Origin of the sequence: Pseudozobellia thermophila (assembly GCF_900141855.1) — a bacterium.
GTDB lineage: Bacteria > Bacteroidota > Bacteroidia > Flavobacteriales > Flavobacteriaceae > Pseudozobellia > Pseudozobellia thermophila.
This window is the reverse complement of the sequence record NZ_FQYU01000002.1, coordinates 175312-191436: the sequence shown is the minus strand read 5'-3', so window position 1 is coordinate 191436 and position 16125 is coordinate 175312. Positions and strand designations below refer to the sequence as shown.

Sequence of the window (16125 nt, the reverse complement as noted above, 5' to 3'; positions counted from 1 at the left end):
CACAGCTAAATGTACTAAATTTATGTAATGGCTATGAATACAAGAACCGGATTTCGCTTTTCGCAGTACGAGGCACCCGAACAAACTCCCTTTGAAAAACTTTTTGATATTTTTCAAGAACTTATTACGCATACTTCGGGCGACTTTGACGAGGCCATCGATTGGCTTCGGGAATTGGACAAGGAGTACGAACTTACCGACGACGATTATACCATAGACGATTTTATCGAAGAGTTAAAGGCCAAAGGCTATATTCGAGAGGAATTTGAGGATGGTGGGGGAACTGCAGACGAAGGAGAGGAGGGCGATGGAGACCGAAAGGGAACGATCTCCATTACCGCAAAGATGGAACGGATCATTAGGCAACGTGCCCTCGACCAAATTTTCGGCAAGCTCAAACGCAGCGGTTCGGGCAACCACAAGACGGGAAAGTCCGGTCAGGGCGACGAACATACAGGTGATTTCAGGGAGTACCGTTACGGCGATGGCCTGGAACATATTTCGATGACCGAAAGCCTTAAAAACGCCCAAATCAACCACGGTATCGGCAGTTTCTCGTTGAGCGAGGAAGATTTGGTGGTAGAAGATACACAGCACAAGGCCCAAATGAGCACGGTGCTTATGATCGATATAAGCCATAGTATGATCTTGTACGGTGAAGACAGAATAACGCCGGCCAAAAAGGTAGCGATGGCACTGGCGGAATTGATCACCACGCGCTATCCGAAAGACACGCTCGATATTCTGGTATTCGGCAATGATGCATGGCCCATATCGATCAAAGAATTGCCCTATTTAAAAGTTGGTCCTTACCACACGAACACCGTGGCGGGTTTAAGGTTGGCCATGGATATGCTGCGGCGAAAGCGAAATACGAACAAGCAGATTTTTATGATTACCGACGGTAAGCCCAGTTGCCTAAGGCTTCCTGATGGAAATTATTACAAAAACAGCGTGGGCCTCGACGATTATATTGTCGAGAAATGCTACAATATGGCCCGGCAGGCGCGAAAGCTACACATTCCCATTACCACATTCATGATTGCACAAGACCCTTACCTCATGCGCTTTATAAGGCATTTTACCGAAGCGAACAGGGGCAAGGCCTTTTTTACGGGATTACAAGGCTTGGGAGAAATGATTTTCGAAGACTACGAGGCCAATCGAAGAAAAAGACTTAAATAGATCAAAGCGAAAAAGAACTATGAGTATAGACCACAAAAAAATTACAAGTCTCGGCGCATTGAAGCAGAGCGGATATAAGACCAAAAGCATAAAAGACGAACTAAGGGACAACCTTAGGGATAAGATAAAAAAGGGGGAGGAGACTTTTCCCGGGGTGTGGGGCTATGAGAATTCGGTAATCCCCGAATTGGAGAGGGCCATCCTTTCGCGCCATAACATTAATCTGCTGGGCCTTCGCGGGCAGGCAAAAACAAGGTTGGCCCGGTTGATGGTCAATTTGTTGGATGAGTATGTTCCGGTAGTGGAAGGCTCCGAGATCAACGACGACCCCCTGAGGCCCATGTCGCGGTATGCGACCGAACTGATAAAGGAAAAGGGGGACGGTACCCCGATTACCTGGCTGCACCGTAGCGAACGTTTTGCCGAAAAACTGGCGACCCCCGATGTAACCGTGGCCGATTTGATCGGTGATGTCGATCCCATCAAGGCCGCCAACCTCAAACTTTCGTACGCCGATGACAGGGTCATCCATTTTGGTATGATACCCAGGGCCAACCGCTGTATTTTTGTAATCAACGAGTTGCCCGATCTGCAGGCACGAATTCAGGTATCGCTATTCAATATTTTGGAGGAAGGGGATATCCAGATCCGAGGTTTTAAATTGAGGCTGCCCTTGGATATTCAATTTGTATTTACGGCAAACCCCGAAGATTATACCAACCGCGGAAGCATCGTAACCCCGCTAAAAGATCGGATCGGATCGCAAATTTTGACCCATTACCCCGAATCCATAGAAATTGCCCGAATGATTACCGCCCAAGAGGCCGATCTAGACGAACGCCAGTCCGAGTCGGTATACGTTCCCGACCTGGCCAAGGATTTACTAGAGCAGATCGGTTTTGAAGCCAGGAACAGTGAATATGTGGATGCCAAGAGTGGCGTGAGTGCCCGAACCAGTATCACCGCTTACGAAAACCTGCTGAGTACCGCGGAACGCAGGGCGCTTCAAACCGGGGCAGAAAGTACCATGGTACGCTTGAGCGATTTTCTTGGGGTGATTCCCGCCATTACCGGAAAAATCGAACTCGTTTATGAAGGCGAGCAGGAGGGGGCCGATGCCGTCGCCGAAATATTGATCGATGATGCGGTCAAATCCCTGTTTCCGGAGTATTTCCCCAAAATAAACAAACTTGAAAAAAAAGGTGTAGCAACGCCATACGACGAGCTGGTATCTTGGTTCTTTCAGGGAGAAGGCTTCGAACTGCTAGACGACTTTACCGACGAAGAGTATAAAAGGGCCTTGGATAGCATTCCCCCCTTAAACCAATTGGTAAAGGAGTATCAGCCCGGATTTCCCGAACAGGACGTTTATTTTTTAAAGGAATTGGTGCTTTGGGGACTCGTATCGTACAAAAAGTTGAGCAAGAGCCGGTTTTCGGAAGGCTATCAATTCAAAGACCTATACGGTAGCTTTATCAGTGGATTATAAGGATTGTTGTTATATGGGAAAAAGGCATTTCGTTTTTGAAATGCCTTTTTCTTTACGGTGTATCCATGCCCTACTCCCCGCTTAACCATTGTTTCAGTACCCTTGCAATGAAGTGACCCTTTGTGGGCGGCAGGTACAACCTATTAGGGGGTAAGGACCTTGAGGGACTTGGAGGTACTGGTCCTAAACCTGGTACGCCGGAAGCTTAAAAATAAAGGTACTTCCCTTCCTCGGTTGGCTAAGTACCGTTATCGTGGTATCGTGCAGGTCCATGATTTTCTTTACAATGGCCAAGCCAAGACCATAGCCTTGTTTTTTTACCGTTGTATTGCCGTCTACCTGCTTGTAGCGATCAAATATAAAGGGTTGTTCGTTTACAGGTATGCCCGTGCCCGTATCGGTAATGTTGATCTCTACGTTACTGCCCTTTTTTTGTAGGGAAAGGGTGACCTTGCCCCCGGATTCGGTATACTTGATGGCATTTTCGATCAAGTTTTGCAAGGCCCTTTCGACCAGGCTTACATCGGCATAGACCAGGCAATTCTCTTCGGGGTTGTCGAGTTCCAGAACAATGTCTTTCTTCTCGGCCAAGACCCTGAACTTGGCGATCAGATCGTGTGACAGTTCAGTAATCGAAAAAGGCTCCTTTACGGGGACCACCTGTTCGGCTTCAAGTTTTGAATACTCAAAAAGTTGATGGATAAGGTTTGAAAGCTTATCTACATTGTCGTGGGTAATTTGCAAGTACTCCTCTTTTTCTTTTTCCGATAAGGTGTCATGCTTGATCTGCAAGGTCTCAATATAACCTTTTAATACCGCCAGGGGCGTTCTTAGATCATGCGAAACATTGGCTATCAATTCCCTTCTTAATTGGTCTACCGACTGCATTTTGTCCATATTGCTTACAATGCTATCCGCCATATTGTTGAACGATTTGGCGAAAACCTCGATATCGGATTTCTCGGGATTGGAGATTCGGGCCTGTAGGTCCCCTTCATGGAACTTTCTAACCGTTTGGGTGATTAGTCGCAAGTTTTTGGTCAGGAACCAGATGGCCAACAGGCCGATAATCGCTGAAAATAGCATCGTTAGCAAGGTCGCCCCGATACCCAACCTTGTAAAATACTGGCTCATAAGCGTAGCGCTTACTTCCTCGAATTTCTTTCCCGCCAGTATGATATAGATGTAGCCCGAATGTCCGTCGACATGGTACGGGGCGGCGGAGAATATCTTCTTTTCCCCCGGGTTTCTTGGGTCATCGCCAAGTATAAAATTATTTCCCTTATCGGCAATGAAGGAATTAATGGGAGCCAAATCCACTTTTTTGGCCGGTGCCTTATCGGAGTGATCTAACACCACCGAATATAAGATCTTACCTTCTTGGTCAAGCAAATACACTTCAATACTCTGGTTGACCGCCATCATATCGTGCATTAGATCGCCAAACAAGGCCTTATTGACCGAGCCATCTTCAAGAAAAGGGGAGGCCCCGTTGAACTTTTCGGCTATTACGTGATTGGCCACATCGGCATTTAGCCGTTGGGTGGTCTCCAGGCTATGTTTATTTGCGAAATAGCCGGTAATAAAAATGTAAGAGGCCCCCATTAGCAAAACCAGACAGATGAAGGCCACCCATAATTTTTTTACGAGCTTTGGGGTTAGGGTTTTTTCGCTCTTGTTCATATCGATATATCCTCATTGAATTTATAGCCAACGCCCCAAGTGGTCAAGATATAATTCGGATTGGCCATGTCCGATTCAATTTTTGCCCGTAACCGATTGATGTGCGAATTGACGGTGTGCTCGTAACCGTCAAAATTATAGCCCCAGATTATGTTCAACAGTTCGGTTCTCGAATAGTTCCTTCCCGGATTGGAGGCCATCAATACCAACAATTCAAATTCTTTGGGCGACAGCTCTACCTTGGTACCGCCGAGCAAAACCTTTCTTTTCTCCACATCGATCTGTAAGCCCTCAAACGTCATGGCGGTAGATTCTTCCCTCGTTTCCTTTCGATTATCGCTTCTTCGTAGCACAGCTTTGATACGGGCCAATAGCTCCCTGATACTAAAAGGTTTGGTGATGTAATCGTCCGCGCCGATCTCCAAACCCAAGACCCGGTCTATTTCCTCCGACTTGGCCGTGAGCATGATCACAGGAGTTCCCTTTTGGGCCCTTAGGCGCTTGCATATTTCCACCCCGTCCATGGAAGGCAGGGTCAAATCGAGCAAAATCAAGTCATAGTCCTTTTCCAAGGCCATTTTTAACCCTAGGGCACCATCCGCTGCCACAGCGGTTTGATAAATAAGGTCGGTCAGGTGGATCTCTAAAAGTTTGATGATTTCCGGATCATCTTCTATTATTAAAATTTCTTTCATAATTCTGTATACGAATGAATATAAAAAGTATCACACAAGTATCACGGTTGGGTCGTATCCTCTCAAAAACCCGCCCAATGGTATGTCGGTAGCGGTTTTTATTGCAATTAGGTCGTTAAAAATGTTAAGAACTCACAAAATGATAACAAAAATTAAGTAAAAATTGAATATTTCGTGATTTTGCCATGATATGGTAGGCCGTAGTTTGTCATATAATTCAAAACCCTTAGAAAATGACAAACATTACAATTAAAACAGGATTTGCCTTGGCCTGCATGGGACTGATGCTAGCTTCATGCAGTGATAACGACGATCAAACGGAAATGCCCGAAGTGGCATCATTGAGCTTAAACTTAAGTGGACTTGGGAACTTAGGGGATGATTTTCTCTATGAGGGATGGGTGATAGTGGACGGGGCACCTGTGTCGACCGGTACTTTTTCGGTAAACGATTCCGGTGAACCCTCGGCCACTGAATTCGCTATGGACGCCGAAACCTTGGCCAGTGCCACGGCCTTTGTGCTGTCCATCGAGCCCAATCCGGACCCCTCGCCAGACCCGGCCGACACCAAGCTTTTTGTCGGTGATTTTAATGGAAGCACGGCCAATTTAAGCACAGGTACGGTAGCACCTTCATTTGATGCCATTGCGGGGAAGTTTATAGTGGCCGCTCCCACGGGAACAGGTGCGGAAGAAGAGAAATACAGTGGAATTTGGTTTTTGGACAACAGTACGGGCAGTATGATGCCCGGTCTGGAATTGCCCGAACTTGAAGCCGGATGGAAATACGAAGGTTGGGTAGTTATCGATGGCGTGCCTGTTACTACGGGTACTTTTACCGATGTCAACGCCTCCGATGAACAAGCGCCGTTTAGCGGAACAAACCCAGGGCCCAACTACCCGGGTGAGGATTTCTTGGTCAATGCCCCCTCTTCCTTGACCTTCCCCACCGATATAAGGGGCAAAGTCGCAGTGATCAGTATTGAACCTTATCCCGATAACGATCCCGCACCGTTTGCCCTAAAACCCCTGGCCGGAATGATTTCCGAAGACGGAATGGGCATACAGGAAATCGGGGATAATGTACAGGCAAGTTTTCCTTCGGGAAGTGTAAGCAGATAGTTGGATTGCGCCAGCGTATTAAAGGATAACCTCGTTAAATACGGGGTTTCTTTCTTTATTGTTCCCACGAATCGATATGCTCGTTCAGGTCTTCAAAATTGTAATTGCCTACCATTTTTATCCTATAGTTAATGGCCAATATAGAAAGGAGTAAGAGGGACAGTTGAAGTAACAGGGTAAAAATACCTACCGGGAAAAAGGTAGCGGGAATCACATGGTTCGAAAATTCGGTAAAACTGAATAAGGTTACCACGGTGTTGACGGTATAGAGTACATAGAGTACTATTACCCCATACAATAGATACTCGATAGTGCGCATCTGGGGGTCGGTAGTCTCATCTTCCCTTATCTTGAACCAAAGCACGTAGAGAAATATAAAATGGATGATACTTACCAATGGAAAAACAAAATTCTCTGGTTTCAGCACCGGAAAACTATTGGTGTAAAGCCCATAGAAATTAAAAAAGGTCAGCAGAACGATAATGGCGATCGAAAAGTGAATGGTTCTTTTCCACGGAAGAAGGGTTTCAAAAGTTTTCATACGTAACATGCATACCGGGCTTATTGGCTCAACCGTACAAACGGCCCGGGAATTTGGTTTATTTAAAAAATTCGACAAACCGCACTTTCAAGTTTCCTTTGAAAAAGCGGGGGAACTATTGATAATTAAGCATTTTGCACGCGACAAAGTATAGATTTAAACCCAAGGGATAAAAATTTTATCGTTCATTATCCTAAAAATGCGTTCTTTTTGGCCCATTTCGCGAAAATGATCAACAAAATGCCTGTCGTTATGATCAACAGGGGAAAGGCCATCGCCTCCCTACCCAGTACCTCGAAGGTGTTGCTCAAAAAGAATTGGTACACATTCTGGGCAAGGACACCTACCAAGGAAACGATGAACAAGGGAAGGGCCCAATCCTTTCGGAGCAAGAGGGCCAGGGAACCCAACAGGCCGCCCCATACGGCAAAGGCAAAGGCTGCCGTGACCCAGGCCGGCCTTGATTCGTAGAGGTTTTGTTGTTCTTGGCTAAGTGCGGCCAAGGCCTCGGCACTCATAAAGGCATCGGCCAAATAGGCCATAACCCCGATAATATTCCAGAGTAGGGCAACGATACTTACCACCCAAAACCAGGCGGGCGGCTTTTTTAGATTGGTTTTCATAAGGTTTATATTTTATGGTTGTCTTTACAAAATACAAAAAAAATGCTAGCTTGGCCTTAAAGGAGTTTTATGCAAAGACAGCGTTTTTATTATCTGGTACGCGTGCAGTATTTGGGCTTCCGATACAGTGGTTGGCAAAACCAACCGGGGCAGAAGACCATTGAATCGATGTTGGTAAAGACCTTGAAATTCGTATTGCCCGATAAAAAATTCAAGGTTCTGGGTGCCGGCCGTACAGATGCCAAGGTCTCGGCCTTGGATATGACGTTCGAATTGTTCATTGAAGATGTCCCATTGGCGGAACCCGATGTTTTTCTAACTACCCTCAACCTTAACTTGCCACCTGATATCAGGGCCTTGGATGTAAGGCAAGTCGATGGGGCATTTAATATCATCAAAGATGCAAAGCTGAAGGAGTATGTCTATCTTTTCTCTTGTGGCGAGAAGAACCATCCGTTCGCGGCCCCTTTTTTGGCCAATATCATTGCCCCCCTCGATATTAAGGCCATGAAAAACGCGGCTAGGCTGTTTGAGGGAACCCACGATTTTTCTTCGTATACGGCACGGTTGCGCGAAGGAACCCAAACGCTTAGGACCGTTGCCTCCTGCGAACTTAGGGACAACGAACTTTTACAAGCCAATTTTTTCCCGGAGAAGAGCTATGCCCTTTACATCAGTGCCGCGGGGTTTATGCGCTATCAGGTGCGTATGATAATGGGCGCGTTGATCCTGTTGGGCAAGGGGGAGCTCTCATTTGGCGACCTCGAGAAATCGTTACAGGGCGATGGCGGAATAAAACTTACCTATGTGGCACCGGCATCCGGTTTGTTTCTGAATCAATTGAATTTTCAATAGAATCGTAAAGAGCGCGTACTTCTTACTATATTTATACAAATAGCTCCATCCATGGGAAGACCAAAAAAAAGGAAAGGCTTGGGCAAGCTTAGGCCCCAAAGGAAGTCGAAGTTCGAGGGAAAAATGGGCAAGGCCCCGGGAACCGTTACCTATATGGGGCGCAGGGAAGGCGGTGAAAGCATCGTCAACGTGTTCGAGTACAATGGCGAAGTGCTCCATACCTACGAACGGACAACGATTGAATCCGTCCTTGCCCAAAAAGGGGATTCATATACTACCTGGGTCGATATTATTGGAATCAGCGACGAAGCCTTTATAGAGCAGGTGGGCAAAGGTTTCGGCCTGAACCCCTTGGTACTTGAAGATACCGTAAACACCCATCAGCGTCCCAAGATAGATGAGTACGAAGACTATATCTTCGGGGTTTTCAAGATGTTGTATATCGATGGCGAAAGCCAGGAAATCGTATGTGAGCATGTGGCCCTGATCCTTCTCGATAACCGGGTACTTGTTTTTCAGGAGTTGGAAGACGATGTGTTTGCCGGCGTGAGGTCCAGGGTACGAAACAAGTCGGGCCGAATTCGTTCGAGGGGGGCTGATTATTTGTTCTTTGCCCTTTTGGATGCCATCGTAGACAATTATTTTGTCGTCTTGGAACACCTCAACGAACGGATCGAACATTTGGAGGAACTGGTCTACGCCAACCCCACGAACGAGGTGGCCCAAGAAATACAGATTCTTAAAAAGGAGGTGCTCAAAGTGCGAAGATGGATATCCCCGGTCAGGGAACTGGTAAGCCGACTTATAGATTCTGAACATCCCTTGATTTCAAAGGACACGAAGGTGTTTTTGAGAGACGTACTCGACCACTCCATCGAAATTAACGAGAGCCTACAGATCTATCGCGAAATGTCGATGAGCCTAATGGAAATGTACATGAGCAATATGAGCAACAAGATGAACGAGGTAATGAAGGTGCTGACCATTATGGCCTCCATCTTTATCCCATTGACCTTTATAGCGGGTATTTATGGAATGAATTTCGACCATATGCCCGAACTTCATTGGAAATATGGGTATCCCATGGCCTGGGGCTTTATGATCCTTCTTTTTATTGCCCTGTTGATCTATTTTAAAAGAAAAAAATGGTTGTAGGGCCATGTGTTCCTCCCTCCGTCGCCATGCCTTCCTGTTTGTCGGGTGGCAATGAAGAAAGCTTGATCCTATGAGGTCCGTGGGATCGGTTGAAGGGAAGAAGGTAAAGAAGACTTGAATTTTTTAACCGTTTATCGAATGCGCAGACTCAAGAAAATTGCAATTGTTTTATCGGTAGGATATTTATTGATAACGGCCCTGGCTTATTTTTATCAGGAACGCCTGATCTTCTTTCCTTCGAAAATGCCCATGAACCACACCTACGATTTTTGCCAACCCTATAAGGAGTTCTTTATCGATACGGAAGACGGGGCCCGGTTAAATGCGGTACATATAAAACAAGAAGATGCCAAGGGGGTGATTCTCTATTTTCACGGCAATTCGGGAAACATCTCCCACTTGAACCATGTAGCCAATAGATTTTCGAGAAACGGGTATGAGTCCATTCTGGTCGATTATAGAACCTATGGGAAAAGCTCTGGCGAACTAAGCGAGGAAGCCTTGTATAGCGATGCCGAAAAATTCTATGATTACGCCCTTGAACATTACGATGAAAATAATATTATACTGTACGGACGCTCTTTCGGAACGGGAGTGGCCACTTGGTTGGCCTCCGAACACCATCCGGGCAGATTGATCTTGGAATCGCCCTTTTTCAGCGCGGTCGACCTAGGGAAGCATAGGTTTCCTTTTCTGCCCATTGACTGGTTGTCGAAATTCCGGTTTCCGTCGAATGAATATATCAAAGACGTCACCTGTGCCATTTATCTTTTTCACGGAAAGGAAGATTCGGTCATTCCCTATACCTCGGCGAAGCGGTTGTACGAGTGCATTCCGGGTACCAATAAGCATTTAATAATGGTCAAGGATGCAGGTCACAATTACCTACAGGATTTCGATGTCTTTAAAAAGGGCCTACGAGAAGCCCTGAAGTAAGAAAATGGTCATTCATCGAAGAGGCTTGACGAAAGATACCGGTCCCCACGATCACAAACGATAGACACAATGACACCGCTGTCGAGGGTTTCGGCCAATCGCAAGGCGGCCGCTGCCGCCCCTCCGCTGCTCATTCCCGCAAAAATGCCTTCTTCCTTGGCCAGTCTGCGGGCCATAGCCTTGGCTTCGTCCTCGCTTACTTCGATCACCTGGTCGACCTTGCTGGCATCGAAAATTTTGGGCAAATATGCTTTCGGCCATTTTCGAATGCCGGGTATGCTCGAATTATCGGTAGGCTGTACCCCTACAATTTGAATCGTGTCGTCTTGCTCCTTTAAGTAGGTCGATGTGCCCATGATCGTACCCGTGGTACCCATGGCCGATACAAAATGGGTTACCGCTTTATCCGTGTCCTTCCAGATTTCAGGACCGGTCGTTTTGTAATGGGCTTTCCAGTTATCGTCATTGGCAAACTGGTTGATCATAATATAGCCTTCGTCCCTAACCTTGGCCTCGGCGTAGTCGCGTGCCCCTTCGATACCCACGTCCTTGGGGGTGAGGGTTACCTTTGCCCCATAGGCCTTCATGGTCTGTACGCGTTCCTTGGTGGCGTTCTCGGGCATCACCAGTTCAATGTCGAGGCCGTAAACGCCGGCGATCATGGCCAAGGCGATACCCGTGTTTCCGCTGGTGGCCTCTATCAATTTCGATTCGGTCGTAAAATCGCCCCGATCGAGGGCACTTTTGATCATGTTCAATGCGGCCCGGTCTTTTACACTACCGCCAGGGTTGTGCCCTTCCAACTTAAAATAAAGCTTGACATTGGGGTTGGTGTTCAATACACGGGATTCGACCAAAGGCGTATGGCCTACTAAATCGAGCAGGTTATGAGACATGCGGTAATGTTTTTATTTTTATTTCTGGTGTGTGAAAGACCGTAGAGTTTGGGGGTACCGATGCGGTGATCCAAGCGTTGCCCCCGATTATGGAATTTTCTCCAATGACGGTTTCCCCGCCTAAAATGGTCGCATTGGCATATATGGTTACGTTGTTTTCTATCGTCGGGTGCCTTTTCGTTTTTTGCAAATGTTTGGCAACATAGAGTCCGCCCAAGGTAACCCCTTGGTAAATTTTTACATGGTCTTTGATAATGGCCGTTTCGCCGATGACGACACCCGTACCGTGATCGATATGGAAGGAATTGCCGATCTCGGCCCCGGGGTTGATGTCCACACCGGTCTGCCTATGGGCGTATTCGGTCATTAATCTCGGTACCAGGGGAAAACCTTCCAAATACAGTTCGTGCGACAAACGGTAAATGGCTATGGCATAAAAACCGGGGTAGGCCATGTAGACCTCTTCGATGGACAAGGAAGCGGGATCGCAGTTAAGCGTTGCCTCGGCATCCAGGTTCAGGCGCTCCAAGATATGGGGCAATTTCGAAACGTAGTTGTTCCATACGGCCTTGCACGATTTGTCGACGTCCCAACAGGCCAGGTCGACCAGTCCGTCGAACTGCTCCTCGAGTTTGTCCAAGTTCTTCGCAACCGCGGTGTCGCTGTCGAACAAGGTATAGAACAGCAGGTCGGTAAAGACTTCTGTTTTTTCCTTTAACGTATACCTTAAATTGGGTTGCTTTTTGTGTTTTTTGATTTGATCGATTATCGATTTCCTGTCCATAAAGAAGCTACTATTGGTCAAAAATACTGATTATTGCAAAAGTCTGATTTGTGAAAAAGGTTAACTTTAGCATAAATAACAACCTTTTGGTCGTATGTTACAATCTACAATTACGAAGGAGACCTTCGATTTTTTAAAAGCGCTTGAAAAAAACAACAATAGGGAGTGGTTTAATGGGTATAAAGCGGAGTTCAAGGCCCGTGAAGCCGAGGTCAAAGACTTTTTCGAGGCCCTTAGGGAGCGCTTGGAGAGCCATGACGACATAGAGCGGTCCAAGTTGTTTCGGATCTATCGCGACGTTCGATTTTCCCACGACAAGACACCTTACAAAACCCATTTTGCGGGGTCGTTTTCGCGACTGGGCGCCCATCTTAGGGGCGGCTACTACCTACACTTACAACCCGGGGAATCCTTTGCCGCTACAGGTTTTTGGAATCCCAATAAGGATGACCTGTTTCGTATCAGAAAGGAGTTTGAACAAGATGCATCCGACCTCAGGGAGATTATGAACGCCCCAAAATTTAAGGACATTTGGGGAAGCTTACAGGGCGACGCCGTAAAAACGGCGCCCAAGGGTTTTGACAAAAACCACGAAAACATCGACTTGATCAAGCGCAAACAGTTCATCTTTTTGCGCAAGTTTAGCGACGAAGAGGTGTTGTCGCGTCAATTTATTGACGATGTCGACCGTGCCTTTAAGGCCATAAGGCCTTTCTTTGATTACATGAGCGATGTGCTCACGACCAATCTCAACGGCGAATCGATCTTAGACTAGGACGGACGATTCAAAAAGCTGGACTTGGTCCTTTAGCCTATTGATTACCATGTTCATCATGCGCTTGTTCAAGGCCGAGGAGTTTTGAATGTACTCTTGGAACTCCTCAAGGGTGAACTGGCCTATGACCATACCTTTTAAGGCATTTCTGAATTTTATGTCCCTTTGCACCGCATTCTCTATATACTCGAAACGTTTGGGCAAGGAAAGTTCGTAGAACGAATTTTTGTGTTTGGAAGCATAGTTCCTGAACGCCGCGACAAATAGCTCGTCCTGCATCTTGATAATGGGGCGAAGCGTACGATTTTGAAAACGTTCTTCGTCACTCATGTCGTTATGGATCAAGGCAGAAGCAATTTCAGGGCGAATGCGGAGGAGACTTTGGGATCGATCGCTCATCTTACTGGTTTTTATAAAGGTAGTGATTAACCCCATCCTTGGTCTTGGGCGCGAACATTAGTTTTTAACGGGGTTATGAACAGTTTTTGGAAACAGGCCTTCTTGGTCCCTATAGGTCGAAAAGGTAACCCAATGCGATTTATTCCCTATCTTCATTTTTTGCTCTACCCATATATGCGTAGTTTTATTGAAACGAATTTTTTAAGATGAAAGAATCGATAAATCCTTATTCCGGGGAAAAGTTGTTTAGTTTTAAAGAGTTGGATCAAAGGGGATTGGAAGCTAAGATAGGGCTTGCCGATGCCTGTTTTTCAAAATGGAAGCACACGTCGTTTGCGGAGCGTTCGGTGATGATGCGGAAGGCTGCGGAAGAGTTGAAAACGAACAAAAGGAGTTATGCCGAGGTGATTACGCTTGAAATGGGGAAGCCCATAAGCCAGGCGATCGCCGAGGTTGAAAAGTGTGCCTGGGTCTGTGGGTACTATGCGCAAAATGCAGAGGGGCAATTGGCCGATGAGCTTGTGGAAACCGAGGCCCAAAAAAGCTACGTCGCTTACGAACCCCTAGGGGTCGTTCTCGCCGTTATGCCGTGGAACTATCCGTTTTGGCAGGTGTTCCGATTTGCCGCCCCCAATTTAATGGCCGGTAATGTGGGCATTTTAAAACATGCTTCGAATGTTATGAAATCGGCAGAGCTTATAGAGCAGGTATTCACAAGGGCCGGTTTTCCCAAAGGCTGCTTCCAAAACCTGGTCATAGGAAGTGAAAAGGTCGAATCGGTAATAGGGCATCCATCGGTGAAGGCCGTAACTTTAACGGGCAGTACCCCCGCGGGGGCTTCGGTGGCCTCCATCGCCGGAAAGAATATTAAAAAAAGCGTTCTCGAACTCGGGGGCAGCAACGCCCTGGTCGTTTTTGACGATGCCGATATCGATAAAAGCGTGACAACCTGTGTGCAGGCCCGCTTTCAAAATACCGGACAAAGCTGTATTGCCGGGAAGCGTTTGCTGGTGCATGAGGATGTGGCGGACGAGTTTCTCCAAAAATTCACCGACCGGGTGGGGAAGCTTAAGAGCGGCGACCCCATGGACGAAGCAACGTTTATCGGTGTCCTGGCCAGGGAAGACCTTGCCAAAGGCATAGAGGAACAGGTCGACAAGTCGGTTGAAATGGGGGCAAAGCTCCTTTTGGGAGGTCGAAGAAAGGGTACGTATTACGAGCCGACCCTACTTGGCGATGTAACGCCCGAGATGCCGATATTCAAAGAAGAGACGTTCGGACCGGCCATCGGGCTTACCACGTTCAAAACCGATGAAGAGGCTGTGGCCCTTTCAAACACATCAAGTTTTGGCTTGGGCGTTTCGCTATTTACCAAAAATATCGAACGGGCCAAAAAACTGGTGCCGAGGTTCGAAGAAGGGGCCGTATTCGTAAACGAACTGGTCAAAAGCGATCCGAGGCTTCCTTTTGGGGGCGTTAAGATCTCAGGCTACGGCAGGGAACTTTCAGCCCACGGCATACGGGAGTTCATGAATAGAAAAACGGTCTTTATTGACATGTAGGGCCTTTTGGCCATTGATTTTGACCACAAATAGCGCAGGCAATGAAATTCGGAAAAGTTGATAATCCCGAACATATAGATTTTACCATTCCCGCCGATCATCCGGATACGGCCGTGGTATTGGCCCATACCCAGACCAAGCAACCCTTAAAGGTTTATGTAGGCTGTGCCAAATGGAACCGTCAAGATCTTAAGAATTTCTATCCCCGGGGCACCAAGGACGAACTGGCCTATTATTCGACCCAGTTCAATTGCATAGAAATGAATGCTACCTTCTATCGCATATTCCCGGCGGAACAATACCAAAAATGGTACGACAAAACACCTGATAATTTTAGGTTTTTCCCCAAGATGACCAATGAGGTGAGTCATCTCAGAAGGCTGAACGACGCCGTTTACCCTACGGTCGACCGGTATCTTGAGGCCACATCGAACCTGAAGGACAAACTGGGAACGATATTTCTTCAGATGCACAATAATTTCGGGCCCAAAAATTGGGACAGGGTAGTCCGCTTTGTCGAATATTGGCCCAAGGAGTTTTCACTGGCCGTTGAATTTAGGCATACCGATTGGTTCAACGAGGAAACGGTAGCCCAAGAACTCTTTCACTTGCTGGAGGAAAACGGTATTGCCAACGTTTTGGTCGATACGGCCGGTAGAAGGGACCTGATGCATATGCGCTTGACCAATAACGAGGCCTTTGTCAGGTATGTGGGCGCCAACCACCCGAGCGATTACGACCGTATCGACCAGTGGGTCGAACGGCTGGACGATTGGAAAGGAAAGGGCTTGGAAAACATCCACTTTTTTGTACACCAGAACTTGGAATTGGAGTCTCCGTTGATTTCCGCACGATTTATTGAGAAGTTGAACGGAAAATTGGAAACGGATTTAATTATTCCAAAAACCTTGCACAAAATAGACGGTAAGCTATTCTAACGCCGTTATCTTATTTAATTTTGCACCTAAAAAGGAGCTCCAAAAAAAAAGTATTATGAGATTTCATACAAGAAAATGGGTTAAACCTGAAGATTTGAACGCCAACGAAACCCTATTCGGGGGCCGTGTTTTAGCTTGGATCGATGAAGAAGCGGCTTTGTACAGCATAATACAGTTGGAGAACAAGAAGGTGGTCACCAAATATATGTCGGAAATCAATTTTATGAGTACGGCAAAACAGGGCGATATCATTGAAATCGGTATTGAGGTGGTGAAGTTCGGTGTATCTTCGTTGACCTTGAATTGTGAGGTACGCAATAAAATGACAAGGGAAACCATTGTCACGGTAGACAACATTATCATGGTCAATTTGGGTGACGACGGCAAACCTAAGCCCCATGGCAAGAAAAAGGTGGAATACGTAAGAGATCGCCTGGCTTCTAGCGAGGGGAATTGATATCGCGGCAGAGCCTACCATTCAGGAACCT

17 protein-coding genes are annotated in these 16125 nt (G+C 46.8%); 10 read left to right on the top strand and 7 right to left on the bottom strand.

Annotation, left to right across the window (positions count from 1 at the left end; translation table 11 throughout):
* Nucleotides 1–27: 27 nt before the first annotated feature.
* Nucleotides 28–1185 carry a vWA domain-containing protein gene (locus BUB37_RS06160; RefSeq protein ID WP_072990412.1) on the top strand — a complete coding sequence of 386 codons (1158 nt, stop codon included), beginning with the start codon at nt 28–30 and terminating at the stop codon, nt 1183–1185.
* A 19-nt stretch (nt 1186–1204) separates the two neighbouring features.
* Nucleotides 1205–2674, top strand: coding sequence for a MoxR family ATPase (locus tag BUB37_RS06155; protein ID WP_072990409.1), 1470 nt, complete (start codon nt 1205–1207; stop codon nt 2672–2674).
* A 183-nt stretch (nt 2675–2857) separates the two neighbouring features.
* Here the strand turns inward: BUB37_RS06155 and BUB37_RS06150 are convergent, their stop codons facing one another.
* Both BUB37_RS06150 and BUB37_RS06145 read right to left on the bottom strand, forming a co-directional pair.
* Entirely contained in the window at nt 2858–4357 is a 1500-nt protein-coding gene (locus BUB37_RS06150; protein WP_072990406.1) for a sensor histidine kinase, read from the bottom strand.
* Nucleotides 4354–5052, bottom strand: coding sequence for a response regulator transcription factor (locus BUB37_RS06145; protein ID WP_072990402.1), 699 nt, complete (start codon nt 5050–5052; stop codon nt 4354–4356). Before BUB37_RS06145 ends, BUB37_RS06150 begins: the two co-directional genes overlap by 4 nt.
* A gap of 233 nt (nt 5053–5285) precedes the next feature.
* Here BUB37_RS06145 and BUB37_RS06140 point away from each other — a divergent pair, with 233 nt between their 5' ends.
* The gene (locus BUB37_RS06140) at nt 5286–6173 is read left to right on the top strand and encodes an anti-sigma factor (RefSeq protein WP_072990399.1); all 888 of its coding nucleotides are present in this window, start codon (nt 5286–5288) and stop codon (nt 6171–6173) included.
* 55 nt (nt 6174–6228) lie between these two features.
* Here BUB37_RS06140 and BUB37_RS06135 read toward each other — a convergent pair whose 3' ends face one another.
* Complete coding sequence (locus tag BUB37_RS06135; RefSeq protein ID WP_072992571.1) at nt 6229–6714, bottom strand: hypothetical protein; 486 nt, start codon at nt 6712–6714, stop codon at nt 6229–6231.
* Nucleotides 6715–6902: 188 nt separating this feature from the next.
* Nucleotides 6903–7337, bottom strand: coding sequence for a hypothetical protein (locus BUB37_RS06130; RefSeq protein WP_072990396.1), 435 nt, complete (start codon nt 7335–7337; stop codon nt 6903–6905).
* A gap of 69 nt (nt 7338–7406) precedes the next feature.
* Between BUB37_RS06130 and BUB37_RS06125 the strand changes: the two genes are divergently transcribed.
* The 3 genes from BUB37_RS06125 to BUB37_RS06115 all read left to right on the top strand — a co-directional run bounded on the left by BUB37_RS06125 (nt 7407) and on the right by BUB37_RS06115 (nt 10283).
* Nucleotides 7407–8192, top strand: coding sequence for a tRNA pseudouridine synthase A (locus tag BUB37_RS06125; protein ID WP_072990393.1), 786 nt, complete (start codon nt 7407–7409; stop codon nt 8190–8192).
* A 51-nt stretch (nt 8193–8243) separates the two neighbouring features.
* Nucleotides 8244–9347: a magnesium/cobalt transporter CorA gene (gene corA, locus BUB37_RS06120; RefSeq protein WP_072990390.1), complete on the top strand. Its 1104-nt coding sequence runs from the start codon at nt 8244–8246 to the stop codon at nt 9345–9347.
* Between the two features lie 138 nt (nt 9348–9485).
* A complete protein-coding gene (locus tag BUB37_RS06115; RefSeq protein WP_072990388.1) occupies nt 9486–10283 on the top strand; it encodes an alpha/beta hydrolase in 798 nt (265 codons plus the stop codon).
* Nucleotides 10284–10291: 8 nt separating this feature from the next.
* Here the strand turns inward: BUB37_RS06115 and cysM are convergent, their stop codons facing one another.
* Together cysM and epsC are read right to left on the bottom strand one after the other, a co-directional pair.
* The gene (cysM, locus tag BUB37_RS06110) at nt 10292–11179 is read right to left on the bottom strand and encodes a cysteine synthase CysM (RefSeq protein ID WP_072990385.1); all 888 of its coding nucleotides are present in this window, start codon (nt 11177–11179) and stop codon (nt 10292–10294) included.
* Nucleotides 11169–11963 carry a serine O-acetyltransferase EpsC gene (epsC, locus tag BUB37_RS06105; RefSeq protein WP_072990382.1) on the bottom strand — a complete coding sequence of 265 codons (795 nt, stop codon included), beginning with the start codon at nt 11961–11963 and terminating at the stop codon, nt 11169–11171. The genes cysM and epsC overlap by 11 nt, the downstream gene beginning before the upstream one ends.
* Nucleotides 11964–12057: 94 nt before the next feature.
* Between epsC and BUB37_RS06100 the strand changes: the two genes are divergently transcribed.
* Nucleotides 12058–12738, top strand: a complete 681-nt coding sequence (locus BUB37_RS06100) for a DUF2461 domain-containing protein (RefSeq protein ID WP_072990379.1) — start codon at nt 12058–12060, stop codon at nt 12736–12738.
* On the opposite strand, the gene BUB37_RS06095 is transcribed toward BUB37_RS06100, so the two are convergent.
* Nucleotides 12730–13137 carry a glyoxalase gene (locus BUB37_RS06095; protein ID WP_072990376.1) on the bottom strand — a complete coding sequence of 136 codons (408 nt, stop codon included), beginning with the start codon at nt 13135–13137 and terminating at the stop codon, nt 12730–12732. The genes BUB37_RS06100 and BUB37_RS06095 overlap by 9 nt on opposite strands.
* A 206-nt stretch (nt 13138–13343) precedes the next feature.
* Here BUB37_RS06095 and BUB37_RS06090 point away from each other — a divergent pair, with 206 nt between their 5' ends.
* Genes BUB37_RS06090 through BUB37_RS06080 form a run of 3 tightly spaced genes read left to right on the top strand, consistent with a single transcriptional unit; the run spans nt 13344 to nt 16094 of the window.
* Entirely contained in the window at nt 13344–14699 is a 1356-nt protein-coding gene (locus tag BUB37_RS06090) for an NAD-dependent succinate-semialdehyde dehydrogenase (RefSeq protein WP_072990373.1), read from the top strand.
* A gap of 41 nt (nt 14700–14740) precedes the next feature.
* Nucleotides 14741–15637, top strand: coding sequence for a DUF72 domain-containing protein (locus BUB37_RS06085; protein ID WP_072990370.1), 897 nt, complete (start codon nt 14741–14743; stop codon nt 15635–15637).
* A gap of 55 nt (nt 15638–15692) precedes the next feature.
* Nucleotides 15693–16094, top strand: coding sequence for an acyl-CoA thioesterase (locus BUB37_RS06080; RefSeq protein ID WP_072990367.1), 402 nt, complete (start codon nt 15693–15695; stop codon nt 16092–16094).
* Nucleotides 16095–16125: the final 31 nt, after the last annotated feature.